This is a genomic window from Roseinatronobacter thiooxidans, from assembly GCF_001870675.1.
Lineage (GTDB): Bacteria > Pseudomonadota > Alphaproteobacteria > Rhodobacterales > Rhodobacteraceae > Roseinatronobacter > Roseinatronobacter thiooxidans.
The window spans coordinates 185,987-201,602 of the sequence record NZ_MEHT01000001.1; the positions used below are offsets into that span (position 1 = coordinate 185,987).

Genomic DNA, 15,616 nt, shown 5'->3' on the forward strand with positions numbered 1-15,616 from the left:
GCATCTTTACCCTACCCCTGCAAACTTTGGCGTAGCAAGGCGGCCCCCAAACCTTGGGGGCCGCCCCATGCCTGCCTGCCAGATTAGTTTGCGGCCTCGTATTCGGCCATCAATTCGCGCGCACGGTCAATAAGCGCCTGACCATCCTTGCCGCGCCCTTCCATATCCGCGATCCAGCGGTCATAGATGGGTTGTGCCAGCGCTTTCCACTCCTCGGCCTGTTCGGCAGAGATGGTGATGATGTTATTGCCCATCTCCTCGGCCATCTCGCGGCCCGGCGCGTCATAATCCTGCTGCGTGCCGCCCGCAAAGATCGAGAATTCCAGCCCCGACGCATTGTCGATCACCGCTTTCAGGTCATCTGGCAGCGCGTCATAGGTGGGCTGGTGCATGGCCAGCACGAATGTCACAGTATACAGCATCTCGCCTTCAAACTCGGTGTGGTTTTGCACCAGTTCAGGAATGCGCAGCGATGGGGTGACTTCCCATGGCATGACTGCCCCGTTGATCACCCCGCGCGACAGCGATTCGGGGGTTTGCGCAATCGGCATGCCCACCGGCGTTGCGCCCAGCGCTTCCAGCAATTGCACGGTCAGGCGCGAAGGGCCGCGCAACTGCATGCCGCGCAGGTCTGATGGCTGCGTCACAGGGTCTTCGGTGTGAATAACACCCGGCCCATGCACCCATGTGGCAATCATTTTGACATCGGAAAATTCATCCTGCATCGCTTCTTCATACATGGTCCAATAGGCATGCGACGCGGCGCGGGCATCGGTCACCATAAAGGGCAACTCGAACACCTCTGTGCTGGGGAAGCGCCCCGGCGTCAGGCCCACCACTGTCCAGATCACATCGGCGCTGCCGGATACGGCCTGATCATACAATTCGCCCGGCGTGCCGCCCAGTTGCATCGAGGGGAAGCGGTCCACCTTGATGCGGCCTTCGCTGTCCGCCTCGACGCGGTCGGCCCAGACATCCAGAATATGGGTTGGCACATTGGCTTGCGCTGCCAGAAAATGGTGTAGCTTAAGCGTAACCTCTTGGGCCAGCGCCGCGCTGCTGCTTAGTCCAAGGCCAAGGACACCCAATGCGGCACCCCCCATAAGCCCCAAAAGCGGTCTGCGTTTCATCATAATCTCCTCCCGTAAGATAATGTTGCATCCGCAACGATCTATGTGAAAGCACAAGAATCCTTATCATGCTACTGTTTTCTCGACCGAGCGGTTGATTTTGTTTGTTTTGCACGCCGGACCCTCTGCCCGGTCGCGCTAACACAGGCTCCCATAGGCCAAGATTGGACTGGCTTGGCCCGAAAAAGCAAGGTTTGATTCGCCTTGGCGGTTGCGCCCCAAACCGGCTGCGGGCAATGTAGCGCTTGTTTTCATGTGCTGGCGCAAGGAATGACATGGGCGCTGCAACATTATCTGACCTGATGCTGGCACAGCCCATGCGCGCGGGCAGTTTCATTGTCACTGTGTTTGGCGATGTCATCGCCCCGCGCGGCGGCGAGGTCTGGATCGGCAATCTGATCGAGTTTTGCGCCCCCTTCGGCATTAGCGAAACACTGATCCGCACCGCCGTATCGCGCCTTGTCAGCGCCGAGCAGCTTGCGGGCCACCGCAAGGGGCGGCGCAGCTTCTACCGCCTGACCAATGCCGCGCGGCTGGAATACCGGCAGGCGGCAGATATCATCTACGGGCAGTCCGAAAACCTGCCTTGGCGCGTGCTGTTCTTTGCCAAAGGGGCCGCATCTGCACAGATCGAAGGGGCGGGCCTGCATGGATATGTGGCCCTGAATGACACCTGCGCCTTTGGCCCTGCGCGCGGGCCGGTGCCAGACGGGGCGCTTGCCCTGACAGCCCCCCTTGTCGGGGCGCAGCACCAGATACGCGATTTGGGCGCGGCGCTATGGGGTCTGGATGCGCTGGCGCAAGAATATCAGGGCTTTCTGGCGCTGGCCGCGCAGATTGAACAGATGGGCCAGCTTCCCCCGCCCGACGCGCTGCAAGCGCGGGTTCTGCTGGTGCATGCTTTCCGCCAGATCATCTTGCGCGACCCGCGCTTGCCGCATGCGGCCCTTCCCCCCGACTGGGCGGGCCAGCGCGCCCGCACGCGGTTTGCGCAACTGTATCTGGGCCTGAGCGACGCCGCTGATTCGCATGTCGCAGCCAGTTTTCAAGGCTCTGACGGGCTATTGGCAGCACTGAACCCCGATGGGATTGCCCGCTACGATTTGCTGCGCAATAGCCTTAGCGCCTGAAATTAATACATTTTCTTCCGCTCACCCTCTAAAGCGTCACAAAATTATGAAAATTTAGCTTTGAGATGTGACATATCATGCGTATTGTCTGACCATTCGGTCGGTTATTCTCGGCCATGCTTTGGGAGGGGCAGGTTTGCAGCACGCTTTCATCTGTGACGCACAGCGCACGCCAGTCGGGCGCTATGGCGGGGCGCTCTCATCCATCCGCGCGGATGATCTGGCAGCCATTCCGCTGCGCGCGCTTGTGGCACGCAACCCCGCGCTGGATTGGGCCGCGGTCGAAGATGTGATCTATGGTTGCGCCAATCAGGCGGGCGAAGACAACCGCAATGTTGCGCGCATGGCCGCCCTTCTGGCGGGCCTGCCGGTCGATGTGCCGGGGATCACCGTGAACCGCCTGTGTGCCTCCGGGCTGGATGCCGTGGGCATGGCAGCACGCGCCATTCGCGCGGGCGATTGCGCGCTGATGCTGGCAGGCGGCGTCGAAAGCATGAGCCGCGCGCCCTTTGTCATGCCCAAGGCGGACTCTGCCTTTTCGCGCAGCAGCGCAATTTATGACACAACCATCGGCTGGCGGTTTGTGAACCCCAGGATGCAGGCGCAATATGGCGTCGACTCCATGCCCCAGACGGCAGACAATGTCGCCGCCGATTGGGGCGTGTCGCGCGCCGATCAGGATGCGTTCGCGCATCGCTCGCAATCGCGCTGGGCACAGGCGCAGGCACAGGGGCGCTTCGCATCCGAGATTTGCGCCGTTGACGTGCCGCAACGCAAACGCGACCCGCTGGTGATCGACACTGACGAACACCCCCGCCCTGACACCACGCTGGACACACTGACAAAATTGCGCGGCATCAACGGGCCAGAGTTAAGCGTGACGGCAGGCAATGCCAGCGGCGTGAATGATGGCGCGGCAGCCCTGCTGCTGGCCTCGGAAAGCATGGCGCAGGCACAGGGCCTGACACCGCGCGCCCGTGTCGTGGCCATGGCCGCCGCCGGTGTTGCGCCGCGCGTTATGGGCATTGGCCCTGTGCCTGCGGTGCGCAAGGCACTGGCGCTGGCGGGGCTAGGCATTGCCGATATGGACCTGATCGAATTGAACGAAGCTTTCGCTGCGCAAGCCCTTGCTGTGCTGCGCGACCTTGGCCTGCCCGATGATGCCCCCCATGTTAACCCCAATGGCGGCGCGATAGCGATGGGCCACCCGCTGGGTGCCTCTGGCGCGCGGATGGTCACCGCCGCCATATGGGAATTGCACCGCAGCGGCGGGCGCTATGCACTATGCACCATGTGCGTGGGCGTAGGCCAGGGCGTGGCGCTGATACTGGAACGAGTCTGAACACAGGAGTCCTGTCATGTATGCACAGATGGTAAAATCCGAAGCGAGTAATGACGACCCCGCCCTGCTGGCCGCCTTTCAGGCGCGCATTGACGCGGGCGAAAAGATCGAGCCGAAAGAATGGATGCCCGAGGGCTACCGCAAAACCCTGATCCGCCAGATCGGCCAGCACGCCCATTCCGAAATTGTGGGCCAACTGCCCGAAGGCAACTGGATCACCCGCGCCCCCACGCTGGAACGAAAAGCCATTCTGCTGGCCAAGGTCCAGGATGAGGCAGGCCATGGCCTGTATCTGTATTGCGCCGCTGAAACACTGGGCGTGTCGCGGGATGAACTGACCGAGGCGCTGTTGTCGGGCAAGATGAAATATTCATCCATCTTCAACTACCCGACCCTGACATGGGCCGATATGGGCGCAGTCGGCTGGCTGGTCGATGGCGCGGCGATCATGAATCAGGTGCCCTTGCAACGCACCAGCTTTGGCCCCTATGCCCGCGCGATGGTGCGCATCTGCAAGGAAGAAAGTTTCCACCAGCGTCAGGGCTATGACATCATGATGAAACTGGCCCAAGGCACGCCCGAGCAAAAGGCGATGGCCCAAGATGCGCTGAACCGCTTTTGGTATCCAAGCCTGATGATGTTCGGCCCCTCGGACAAGGATTCGGTGCATTCCGCGCAAAGCATGGCGTGGAAGATCAAGATGAACACCAATGACGAGCTGCGCCAGAAATTCGTCGACCAGACCGTGCCACAGGCCGAATATCTGGGCCTGACCGTGCCCGACCCTGCCGTGAAATGGAATGAAGAAAAGGGCGGCTATGACTTCTCGGAACCCGACTGGGCCGAATTCTTCGAGGTGATCAAGGGCAATGGCCCCTGCAACGCCGAGCGGATCGAGGCGCGGCAAAAGGCATGGGATGATGGCGCATGGTTCCGCGACGGGCTGATGGCACATGCCGCGAAGCAGCGCACAGCCAAGGTCGCGGCAGAGTAATCCTGCGGATCAGGGGGCTTCGCCCCCTACGGCCTGCGGCCTACCCCGAGAGTATTTAGAGCAAGAAAATGAGGATATGGATATGTCCAGTGAATGGCCTTTGTGGGAAATCTTCATTCGCGGCCAGCATGGGTTGAACCACCGCCATGTGGGCAGCCTGCACGCGCCCGATGCCGAGATGGCCGTGAAACATGCGCGCGATGTGTATACGCGGCGCAATGAAGGTGTCAGCATCTGGGTGGTGCCGTCGAATGCGATCACGGCCTCCAGCCCGTCGGACAAGGGACCGTTATTCGAGCCGTCAAATGCCAAAGTCTACCGGCATCCGACATTTTTCGACATTCCCGAAGACGTGGGGAAAATGTGATGGCTGTAGCGCTGGATCTGGATGTGGCCCTGTTTGAAGGGCTGTGCCGCTTGGGCGACAGCACGCTTGTGCTGGGCCACAGGGTGTCGGAATGGTGCGGCCATGCGCCTGTGCTGGAAGAAGATATCGCATTGGCCAATGTCGCGCTGGACCTGATCGGGCAGACGCAACTGTGGCTGGGGCTGGCTGCGGAGGTTGAGGGCCGCGGGCGCGACGCAGACAGGCTGGCGTTTCGCCGCGATGTCTGGGATTTTCGCAACCTGCTGCTGGTCGAGCGCCCGAATGGCGATTTCGGCCACACCTTGATGCGCCAGTTCCTGTTTGACGCATGGCACCAGCCGATGTTGAAGGCGCTGGAAGACTCCCACGACCCGCGCATTGCCGCGATTGCCGCCAAGGCGGGCAAGGAAGTGGCCTATCATCTGGAACGTTCGGCCGATCTGGTGATCCGGCTGGGCGATGGCACCGCTGAAAGCCATGGGCGCATGCAGACCGCACTTGACCGGCTGTGGCCCTATACCGGCGAGATGATGATGAGCGACGACACCGACCGCGCCCTGGCCGAAGCCGGGATCATACCCGCACCCGACAGCATCCGCCCGCAATGGGACGCAGTGGTGGCCGAGGTGCTGGCCGAAGCAACGCTGAAAGCCCCCGATCAGGCCTATATGCACAAGGGCGGCAAACAGGGCACGCATTCCGAGCATCTGGGCCATATGCTGGCGACAATGCAATGGCTGCAACGCGCCTATCCGGACTCGACATGGTAGCGCTGGCGCAGGTCTGGGACTGGCTGGCAAAGGTGCCGGACCCTGAAATCCCCGTCATCTCGGTCACCGATCTGGGGATCGTGCGCGATGTGGCCTATGACGGCGACACTTTGGTGGTGACAGTGACGCCCACCTATTCGGGCTGCCCTGCCACTGCCGTGATCAATTTCGAGATCGAGAAAGCCCTGCGCGCCCAAGGCGTGGACAAGCTGCGGCTGGAGCGCCGCCTTGACCCGCCATGGAGCACCGACTGGTTGACGCCAGCAGCACGCGACAAACTGCGCGCCTATGGCATTGCCCCCCCTATCGACGGGACAGGCGCGCAAGGCGTGGTTGCAGGCCGGATCAACCGGCTGACAGGGGCGGCACTTGTGGTGCCCTGCCCGCGCTGCGGGTCAGAACAGACGCAAAAGATCAGCCAGTTCGGGTCTACCCCCTGCAAAGCGGCCTATCAGTGCCGCGATTGTCTGGAACCGTTCGATTATTTCAAATGTATCTGAGGGCCGAGAGATGAGCCGTTTTCACCCGTTGCAAGTAACCGAAGTGCGCCACGACACGCGCGATTCCGTGATCGTCACCTTGCAGCCCAAGGATAGCGAGGCGTTTCGTTTTGTTCAGGGTCAATACCTGACCTTCCGCCGCGAATTTGACGGGCAGGAAATCCGGCGGTCCTATTCCATCTGTTCGGGGCTGGATGATGGCAGCTTGCGCGTGGGCATTAAGCGGGTCGAAGGGGGTGCGTTTTCCACTTGGGCCAATGAAAACCTTGCCCCCGGCGCGGTGTTGGAGGCCATGCCGCCCGCCGGCAATTTCCATGTGCCGCTAACGCCCGAGCAGGGGCGGCATTACCTTGGCTTTGCAGGCGGGTCCGGCATTACGCCAGTGCTGTCGATCATCCGCACTGTTCTAGCGAGAGAGCCGAAGGCGCGCTTCACGCTGGTCTATGCCAACCGGCAAATCAGCTCGATCATGTTCCGCGAAGAGTTGGAAGACCTGAAAAACCTGCATCTGGGGCGGCTGACCGTGCTGCATGTGCTGGAACAGGACGCGCAGGAAATCGAGCTGTTCACAGGCCGCATTGATGCCGACAAGATGGCCGCGCTGTTCACCCATTGGATTGACCCTGCATCGGTGGATTTGGCGTTCATTTGCGGGCCAGAGCCGATGATGCTGACGATTGCGGGCGCCTTGCGCGATCACGGGCTGGAGGAAGGGCAGATCAAGTTCGAGCTGTTCGCCTCGAACCAGCAGGGGCGGCTGAAACGCAGCGCGCAGGCAACTGCGCAGGCGGCAACGGGCAAGACCTGCGCGCTGACCGTCACACTGGATGGCACAACCCGCAACCTTAGCCTGCCGCTGGATGGCACCTCGGTTCTGGATGCCGCCCTTGGGGCCAGTCTGGACGCGCCCTTTGCCTGCAAGGCGGGTGTCTGTTCGACCTGCCGCGCCAAGGTGTTGGAGGGCGAGGCGGAAATGGCCGTAAACCACGCGCTGGAAGATTACGAAGTGCGCCAAGGCTATGTGCTGACCTGCCAATGCCTGCCGCTGAGTGACCGGCTGGTTATCAGCTATGACGAATAGGGGGGTGCGGCCATGAGCGAGATGCCAGTTGAAGACTATCTGGCCCAAGGCGGGCGGCTGACATCGCCCGGCAATGTGCCGCCGCGTTATCGGGGCGAGGTGCTGCGCCTGATGGCGGCCTTTGTCGATAGCGAATTGGCGGCCTCTGCGGGCTTTGCAGATGTCATTAATGATGCGCCCGGCATCACCTCGCGCATTGCCAGCGCGCGGATCGTGCTGGAGAAAGCCGATCATGCAGGGCGCGTGCTGAAGGTGATGGCCGAGTTCGGGGCCGACACCTCGCGCTATGTGGGCACGCACCCTTGGGCCGCACGGCTGGCGCGCGATGCCGATATTGGGGCCGCACGGCAGGGCGGCGATATGCGGCTGGCGGTGTTTCACTACCCGTTCACCGGCTGGGCCGATGCGGTGGTCATGAATGTCTTGCAAGGGGCGGCAGCGGTCATTCAGGTGCAGGAATTCGCGCGCATCTCCTACCAGCCACTGGCAGAGGTGTTTCGCGCGATCCTGCCCGTTGAGATGCGCCATGCGGAACTGGGGCGCGAAGGCTTGGCCCAGATCATGGCGGATGACGCGCAGCGCGTGCGCGCCTCGGTCGCCTATTGGCACCCGCGCGTGGGCTTGGGCTTTGGCGCGAAGGATTCGCAGCGGTTCGCGTTGCACCAGCGCCTTGGGCTACGGCACCGGCCCAATGCCGAATTGCTGGCGGAATGGCAGGCGACAGTTGCGGCGCAACTGGCGGAACATGGAATAAAGGTTGACTGATGCTTGATATGAAACACCCCCTGCGGCTGGAAAGCTATGTCTGCGGCGCGTGGCGCGCGGGGACGGGCAGCCCCAAGCCCTTGCGCGATGCCGCCACAGGCGCGGTGGTGGCCGAGATCGACTCGACCGGCTTGGATTTCGCCGAAACATTGGCTTACGGGCGCGCGGCAGGGGCACAGTTGCGCGCGATGAAACTGCATGACCGCGCGCTGATGCTCAAAGCGCTGGGTCTGCGGCTGATGGAGCAGAAAGACGCGTTTCATGCGCTCTCGCTCGCCACAGGGGCCACACCAAAAGACGGGCAGATAGATATTGAAGGCGGCATTGGCACGCTTTTGAACTATGCCTCCAAGGCGCGGCGCGAATTGCCCAATACCCGCATGCTGACAGATGGGGTGGTCGAACCGCTGTCGAAAGATGCCAGCTTTTCCGCGCAACATATCCTGTCGCCCCTGCGCGGGGTGGCGGTGCATATTAACGCGTTCAACTTTCCCATCTGGGGGATGCTGGAAAAACTGGCCCCCAATCTGCTGGCGGGCATGCCCGCGATTGTGAAACCGGCCAGCCAAACCGCCTATCTGACCGAATTGATGGTGCGCCGCATTATCGAGACGGGGCTTCTGCCCGAAGGCAGCCTGCAACTGGTCTGCGGCGGTGTCGGTGATCTGCTGGACCATGTGACAGGGCAGGATGTTGTCACCTTTACAGGGTCGGCCAGAACCGGGCAGATGTTGCGCGCCCATCCTGCGATCATCGGCAATTCCACCCGCTTCACCATGGAAGCCGACAGCCTGAATGCCTGCATTCTTGGCCCCGATGCAACATCGGACAGCCCCGAATTTGATCTGTTCATCCGCGAAGTCGTGCGCGAGGTGACTGCGAAAGCAGGGCAGAAATGCACCGCCATTCGCCGCGTCATCATCCCGCGCGCGCAGGCAGACGCGGTGCGCGCTGCGCTGGACGCCAAGCTGGGCGCAATTTCCGTGGGCCTGCCCAATGACCCCACAACCCGCATGGGCGCGCTGGCCAGTCTGGACCAGCGCGAAGATGTGCGCCGCGCGATTGCCGCACTTGCCAGTGAGGCCGAGATCATCTTCGGCAACCCCCAGTCCGTGCAAGTTACCACAGGCGACCCAGAAGCAGGCGCCTTCCTCAACCCCGTGCTGCTTTATGCCGACCAGCCCATGCGCGCGCAGGCCATCCATGATGTCGAAGCCTTCGGCCCTGTCGCCACACTCATGCCCTATGACGATCTAGGGCAGGCGGCGGAACTGGCCGCACTGGGCAAAGGCTCTCTCGTGTCGTCGCTGTTCACCAATGCGCCCGATGTGGCCGAGGATGTCGTGCTTGGGCTTGCCCCCTTTCATGGCCGCGTGATGATCGGCAACCGCGACAGCGCCAAATCGTCAACCGGCCACGGCTCTCCTTTGCCGATGCTGGTGCATGGCGGGCCGGGGCGCGCAGGCGGGGGCGAGGAATTGGGCGGCATGCGCGGCATGCACCATTACATGCAACGCACAGCCATACAGGGCGCACCGCGCCTGCTGGCCGCTGTCACAGGGCGCTGGCTGGACGGGGCAGAGGCCCGCGCCGACACTCACCCCTTCCGCAAATCACTGGCAAAGCTGCGCATCGGCGACCAGCTGATCACCGAAAAACGCGAAATCACGCTGGAAGATATCGAACATTTCGCAGGCTTCACCGGCGACACATTCTACGCCCATATGAACGAAGACGCCGCCCGCGCGAACCCGTTTTTCGAGGGGCGCGTGGCGCATGGCTATCTGATCGTGTCTTTTGCCGCTGGGCTGTTTGTGCAACCCGATCCGGGGCCGGTGCTGGCCAATTACGGCATCGACAACTTGCGTTTCCTGACGCCGGTTTACCCCGGCGACAGGCTTGGCGTGCAACTGACCTGCAAAGACATAAACCCCCGCGCCGAAGGCGACTATGGCGAAGTGCGCTGGGATTGTCAGGTCAGCAAAGCCGATGGCGAGGTTGTCGCCCTCTATGACGTGCTGACGATGGTTGCGAAAACATGGCCTGCCTGATTGGGCAGGCCACCCGTTACCGCCGCCCGCAGGCCCGCAATTGCTGGTCATACATCGCCGCGCGCGACGCCACACGATCGGCCACGCCAATCAACCACGGCTTGGAGTTGTAAGACCCGCGCCGGAACCCTGTATGCCCCTCATGATAGGCCAGATACTGGTTGCGGGCATCATTCAGCGGCACGCCGTTGCGTTCGCGCGTTTTGTTGGCATACCAGCCCACAAAATCGGTGGCATCGCGGATATTGGTACGCGACGACCGGCGGTTGCCCACCTCGCGGACATATTCTTCCCATGTGCCATCCAGCGCCTGCGAATAGCCCAGCGCGGAAGATTGCCGCCCCATCGGGATCACACCCAAAGTATAGCGCACAGGCGTGCGCGCATCGCCAATAAAGCGGCTTTCTGCGTGAATAATCGCCATCTGAACCGGCAGGGGCAGGCCCCAGCGCCGCTCTGTTGCGCGCATGGCCGCGAAATATTGCGGGCGCTCGCGTTCCATCAGGCAGGCATTTTCAAGATTTCGGGGGGCTGAAAACTGGGCGTCGCGCCTGCCGCATGCGGCAAACGTGGCAACCACCATTATTAAAAGGATCACTCTGCTCATTTTGACCTCAATTTTTCAGGCACAATAGCGAAATGCACCAATTTTGTAACCCCTGTCTGGCATGTGCAGGCGTCGAATTCCGCGTTCTGTGCTGTTCTGATGTGAATGTGAACTGCCGCCGCAGGTCTGCGCCCGTTAACCCCCTGTTCAGCCCTTGGTGGTACTCTGGTCTTGGGTGTTGAAATAGGTGGGATCATGCAAAAAGCTGACAATGTCAGGCCAATAATCATTAAACGCAAAAAGGTGGTCGCCGGTGGCGGGCATCATGGCGGGGCGTGGAAAGTCGCCTATGCCGATTTCGTCACGGCCATGATGGCCTTTTTCCTTATGCTCTGGCTGCTTGGCTCGGTGACCGAAGACAAGCGCAAGGGCATTGCCGATTACTTCTCTGAAACGCGCGCCATCCGCAGCGATTCCGCAGGCGGCAGCGATCTGTTCGATGGCATCTCCCTCTCGATCGAGCATTCGATCACCGACACAATCGCCACGCAGGAAAAATACCAGTCCGAAACCTTCGCGCTGGATCATATCATGGACCTGCTGGAAGGGTTCGCAATGCAGGACGCGGAATTTGCAGACGCCTTCAGACATGTTGCCATCCGCATAAGTGACGAGGGCCTGATCCTTGAATTATTCGATCTGGAGGATCGAAGCCTGTTTGAAGACGGCACCAATACCCCCCATCCCGTGCTGGAGTTTTTGGTCACAGCCATTGCAGATGCGTTTCGCACAGTTGTGAACCCTATCGCAGTTGGGGCACATTCGCGCAGCTTCCCTTCGGTTTTTCTGGAAAATCCGGTCTGGCCTGCGTCGCTTGAACGGGCGAAAAAAGTGCATGCCATGATGGAAGGTGCCGGCCTTGCCCCGCTGCGGTTTCACCGTGTCACAGGGCATGCAGACCGCAAACTCGCAGATCCGGTGCCAACCGCCGCACGCAACAACCGGATCGAACTTATCCTGCTGCGGCAATATGGTCCGGTCTAGGCTGTTAGGGGGAAATTAAGCCTCGGGCGACATACTGTTCCAAAGAATCAGTTCTGGAATGGAGTCGACATGAGCATTTCATCATCAATGAACGCAGGTGTTGCAGGGTTGCGGGCAAATGCGACGCGGCTTGCAACCATCTCCGACAATATCGCCAATTCGGCAACACACGGGTATCGCCGCGCGCAAACCTCGTTCCATTCCATGGTTGTCGGGAACGGCATGGCAGGACAGGGCAGTTTTGCTGCGGGCGGCGTGCGCACCACAACCCTGCGGCAGGTCGATCAGGGCGGGTCACTTCTTGGCACCCAGAACGCGACCGACATTGCCTTGTCGGGCAGGGGCTTTTTGCCGGTCACAACCGAACTGGGCGCACAGCTACAAGACGGGTCCGCGCCCCTGCTGCTGGCAACAACCGGATCATTCCGCCAGGATGCAAATGGCTTTATGCGCGATTCATCGGGCAATACATTGCTGGGATGGCCCGCAAATCTGGACGGCACAATCCCCGCACATGCGCGCGACAGCACTGCCACCCTGCGACCCATCCGGATAGAGGTTAACCAACAGGCTTTCTCGGAAACCACGCGGGTCAATTTCGGCGTCAACCTGCCCGCATCGGCAACCCAGGCAACCGCATCGGGCGAACCCCTGCGCATGTCGGTAGAATTTTTCAATTCACTCGGCCTTGCCGAAATGATCGATGTCGAACTCAGGCCCAATATCGGGCCACCCGAAAACACTTGGCGCATGAATCTGGAACATGTCCCGACAGGGGCGACGCTGGGCAACTATGATCTGGTTTTCGACGACACACCCGGACAGGGCGGCACATTGGCCGCGGTGACAGATGCGCTGGGGGGCGGTGTCGGCAATTACGACCCCGATGCCGGCACAATCCGGCTGGATGTCGGCGCCCAGCAAATAGATTTCTTCATCGGGCGCTACGCCGAAACGGGCGGTTTGGCACAGAAAGGAACATCTTTCTCGCCCGCGGGCATTGAACAGAACGGGTCTGGCGCAGGCAACCTTGTCGGGCTGATGATCGATGCAAAGGGCAATCTTGATGCTGTGTATGATCAGGGCTTCCGCCAGACATTATATCGCATCCCGATTGTTGATGTGCCCAATCCAAACGGCCTGACGGCCCTGAATTCCCAAACCTTTCAGGTCTCGCGCGACAGCGGGTCATTCTTTCTATGGGATGCGGGCGATGGTCCGGTGGGGGAATTTGTCGGCTTCTCCTTGCAGGAATCCGCGACCGATGTGGCCGCTGAACTGACCGGCCTTATCCAGACGCAGCGCGCGTATTCATCCAATGCAAAAGTCATCCAGACAGTTGACGAGATTTTTCAGGAAACCACCAATATCAAACGCTGACCCCAGCCCAGCATAAGGCCGCATCATGTCTTTATCACTCGCTCTGTCTTCTGCGCTCAGCGGCCTCAATGTGACGGCACGCGGCACGCAGCTTGTCTCGGACAATATCGCCAATGCCCAGACCGAAGGCTACGGGGTCCGCGCGCTGTCGCTGGCCGCGCGCAGCACGGGCGCGCAAGGCAGCGGCGTCATGGCCACAGGTATCTTGCGCGATGTGGACCCCGCGTTGCTGGCCGATCTGCGGCACGCCAAATCCGCGCAGTCCCGCGATCAGGTCATGTCAGGGTTCTGGGCACGGGTCGAAGGCGGCTTCGGAATGCCGGACGAACCGGACGGGCTGACATATCTGCTCGACGCGCTGCAAGTGTCGCTTCAGAATGCCGCCACCGAACCGGAGTCTGACATCCGTCTGCGCCAGATCACGCAGGCCGCAACCGACATCACGCGGCGCTTCGGCGCGGTAGATGACATGCTACAGGCCCAACGCGATGTTGCCGATGCAGCGCTGGCAAAAGATGTGGAATTCCTGAACCACGCCCTTGCCACTGTTGCAGATCTGAACACCAGAATACAGAAACAAACCCTTCTTGGCGGCGCGCCACAAAGTCTGGTCGATGCACGCCAAAAGCTTATTAGTGATATTTCACAAACCATCGCCATTCAGGAAATCCCGCGCGCAGACGGGCGGATCATGCTGATGGGCCAGGGCGGCCATATCCTTGTTGACAGAACCGCCGCACAATTCGGCTTTACCAGAACACCGGGGCCAGCGGCCCGCGACAGTGTCGAGGCCGGCAGCCTGTCGCGCGTCACGCTGAATGATCGGCCCTTGGCGCTAGACAACGCGCTGTTCTCCACAGGGCGGATGGGCGCTTTCCTTGAAATCCGCGACATATCCGCGCCCGCTGCCCAACTCCGGCTGGATTCTCTCGCCCATGACCTTGTGTCGCGCTTCGCGCAGCCCACCCTCGATCCCAGCCTCGGTGCGGCAGAATTCGGGCTGTTTTCCCTTGCCGGACTACACACAATGCCGCCAGACAAAACCGGAATTTCCGGCAAGATCGCCCTCAATCCCTTGGCTGACCCAGACAAGGGGGGCGCGCTATGGCGCTTGCGCCATGGTATGGGGCTGGCCAGCCTGCCCGCTGGAATGGCCTCTGACAATGCGCTCCTCTCCAACAAGCTGCACATGCTGGGCGCCCCGCGTACGCTGGCGGGCGGGTCCGGCCTGGCCAAACCTGCCGCACTGCATGCCGCCGACACGCTGTCCTTCCTCGCATCTGAACGGCTGGCACAGGACCAGCGCGGCGCGGCAAACACCGCCCGCGCTGCGGCATTGGAAGATGCATTCACGGCCCGCGGCGTGGATACCGACGCAGAATTAAGCAAGCTTCTGACTTTGGAACAGGCCTATGCCGCGAATGCAAAGGTCATCGCAACTGTCGACGCCATGTGGCGGACACTGCTGGAGAATGTGTAATGATGGCATCTGGTTTGGGCGACATGTCACACCGCCTTGCGCTGCAACGACAGGGCGCGGGTTTGAAACGCTCTATCGCCACCTTATCGCAAGATATGACAACAGGGTTGGTCAAGGACAAATCCGACAGGGTTAAGGGCGACTTTGCGACGCTTGCCACCATCAACAACGCCTTGCATATGGCAACCGCACGCAAGGACACCGCGCGATCGGCCGGAATGGTTTTTGCCGCCCAGCAAGCCATCCTTGACGATCTGGGTGCGCAGGCGCAATCCGGCTTTCTGGAGGAATTCAAGCGCGGTGCCGCCCCGTCCCAATCCGCGCTTGCATGGGGCACCCGCCTGATGGAAGACGGCTTTCGCCATGCGGTGGCACAGCTGAACACCAGCCTTGGCGGGCGCGCACTTTTTGCCGGAACCGCCACAGATGGCGCGGCCGTCATGGCCGCAGATGACATGCTTGATGCGATATTCCAAGACATGATGGCCGCCTATCCGGCAGGGCCTGATGCAGATACCGCGCATGAGTTTATTGCCGCATGGTTCGCAGTTGGCGGGCCGTTCGACATATCGGGCTATCTTGGCGGCCCCCAAATTCCGGCAAAGCTGGATCTTGGCCATGGCATAACAGTGGGGTTCGAGATGACCGCACAAGACCCCGCTTTCAGACAGGTTCTTGGCGCTTTTGCAACAGGGGCGATCCTGTCCAAAGGGGTGTTTGCGGCCGACCAAGCCGCGCAGCAAGCCCTGCTTGCACATGCCTCGCACGGGCTTGGGGCGGCGCATCACAGCCTGATCGGCCTCTCGGCCAGATTGGGCGCGGCAGAAGCGCGCGCCTCTGCCGGGCTTGCACGGGCAGAGGCGGAACACACCGCCATGTCCATTGCGCGCGTCGAAATTCTGGCAGCAGACCCTTATGAAACAGCCATGCAGCTGGAACAGGCCATGACACAGCTTGATCTGATTTATAACCTTACAGCGCGGCTGTCGCGGCTGTCTTTGGCGAATTATCTGCGATGAGCTGCGCTTTCATCAG

At 61.1% G+C, this 15,616-nt stretch carries 15 protein-coding genes; 13 read left to right on the top strand and 2 right to left on the bottom strand.

All coding sequences use genetic code 11. The features are described from left to right. Positions 1-83: 83 nt before the first annotated feature. Entirely contained in the window at positions 84-1,133 is a 1,050-nt protein-coding gene (locus tag BG455_RS00815) for a TRAP transporter substrate-binding protein (protein ID WP_071468048.1), read from the bottom strand. Between the two features lie 272 nt (positions 1,134-1,405). On the opposite strand from BG455_RS00815, the gene BG455_RS00820 reads away from it, so the two are divergent. The 9 genes from BG455_RS00820 (at position 1,406) to paaZ (ending at position 10,130) form a co-directional block, all read left to right on the top strand. Further along, the gene (locus BG455_RS00820; RefSeq protein ID WP_071468049.1) at positions 1,406-2,260 is read left to right on the top strand and encodes a PaaX family transcriptional regulator; all 855 of its coding nucleotides are present in this window, start codon (positions 1,406-1,408) and stop codon (positions 2,258-2,260) included. Between the two features lie 136 nt (positions 2,261-2,396). Further along, positions 2,397-3,602: a 3-oxoadipyl-CoA thiolase gene (gene pcaF / locus BG455_RS00825; protein ID WP_071468199.1), complete on the top strand. Its 1,206-nt coding sequence runs from the start codon at positions 2,397-2,399 to the stop codon at positions 3,600-3,602. A gap of 16 nt (positions 3,603-3,618) precedes the next feature. Then, positions 3,619-4,596 (top strand): 1,2-phenylacetyl-CoA epoxidase subunit PaaA, encoded by a 978-nt coding sequence (gene paaA, locus BG455_RS00830; RefSeq protein ID WP_071468050.1) that lies wholly within the window; start codon positions 3,619-3,621, stop codon positions 4,594-4,596. A gap of 82 nt (positions 4,597-4,678) precedes the next feature. Further along, entirely contained in the window at positions 4,679-4,963 is a 285-nt protein-coding gene (gene paaB, locus BG455_RS00835) for a 1,2-phenylacetyl-CoA epoxidase subunit PaaB (protein ID WP_071468200.1), read from the top strand. Continuing rightward, on the top strand, positions 4,963-5,733 hold the full coding sequence (gene paaC, locus BG455_RS00840; RefSeq protein WP_071468051.1) for a 1,2-phenylacetyl-CoA epoxidase subunit PaaC: 771 nt from the start codon (positions 4,963-4,965) through the stop codon (positions 5,731-5,733). The genes paaB and paaC overlap by 1 nt, the downstream gene beginning before the upstream one ends. Next, the gene (gene paaD / locus BG455_RS00845; RefSeq protein ID WP_071468052.1) at positions 5,697-6,233 is read left to right on the top strand and encodes a 1,2-phenylacetyl-CoA epoxidase subunit PaaD; all 537 of its coding nucleotides are present in this window, start codon (positions 5,697-5,699) and stop codon (positions 6,231-6,233) included. Before paaC ends, paaD begins: the two co-directional genes overlap by 37 nt. Positions 6,234-6,243: 10 nt before the next feature. Next, on the top strand, positions 6,244-7,314 hold the full coding sequence (locus BG455_RS00850; RefSeq protein WP_071468053.1) for a 2Fe-2S iron-sulfur cluster-binding protein: 1,071 nt from the start codon (positions 6,244-6,246) through the stop codon (positions 7,312-7,314). A 12-nt stretch (positions 7,315-7,326) separates the two neighbouring features. Continuing rightward, the gene (locus tag BG455_RS00855) at positions 7,327-8,079 is read left to right on the top strand and encodes a Phenylacetic acid catabolic protein (RefSeq protein WP_071468054.1); all 753 of its coding nucleotides are present in this window, start codon (positions 7,327-7,329) and stop codon (positions 8,077-8,079) included. 8 nt (positions 8,080-8,087) lie between these two features. After that, the gene (gene paaZ / locus BG455_RS00860) at positions 8,088-10,130 is read left to right on the top strand and encodes a phenylacetic acid degradation bifunctional protein PaaZ (RefSeq protein WP_071468201.1); all 2,043 of its coding nucleotides are present in this window, start codon (positions 8,088-8,090) and stop codon (positions 10,128-10,130) included. 16 nt (positions 10,131-10,146) lie between these two features. Here paaZ and BG455_RS00865 read toward each other — a convergent pair whose 3' ends face one another. Continuing rightward, complete coding sequence (locus BG455_RS00865) at positions 10,147-10,737, bottom strand: transglycosylase SLT domain-containing protein (protein WP_071468055.1); 591 nt, start codon at positions 10,735-10,737, stop codon at positions 10,147-10,149. Between the two features lie 195 nt (positions 10,738-10,932). Here BG455_RS00865 and BG455_RS00870 point away from each other — a divergent pair, with 195 nt between their 5' ends. The 4 genes from BG455_RS00870 to BG455_RS00885 all read left to right on the top strand — a co-directional run bounded on the left by BG455_RS00870 (position 10,933) and on the right by BG455_RS00885 (position 15,600). Beyond that, positions 10,933-11,721, top strand: coding sequence for a flagellar motor protein MotB (locus tag BG455_RS00870; RefSeq protein WP_071468056.1), 789 nt, complete (start codon positions 10,933-10,935; stop codon positions 11,719-11,721). A gap of 69 nt (positions 11,722-11,790) precedes the next feature. Further along, positions 11,791-13,101, top strand: coding sequence for a flagellar hook protein FlgE (locus BG455_RS00875; protein WP_071468057.1), 1,311 nt, complete (start codon positions 11,791-11,793; stop codon positions 13,099-13,101). A gap of 25 nt (positions 13,102-13,126) precedes the next feature. Further along, complete coding sequence (locus BG455_RS00880; protein WP_071468058.1) at positions 13,127-14,581, top strand: FlgK family flagellar hook-associated protein; 1,455 nt, start codon at positions 13,127-13,129, stop codon at positions 14,579-14,581. A gap of 23 nt (positions 14,582-14,604) precedes the next feature. After that, entirely contained in the window at positions 14,605-15,600 is a 996-nt protein-coding gene (locus tag BG455_RS00885) for a flagellin (protein WP_218147525.1), read from the top strand. Positions 15,601-15,616: the final 16 nt, after the last annotated feature.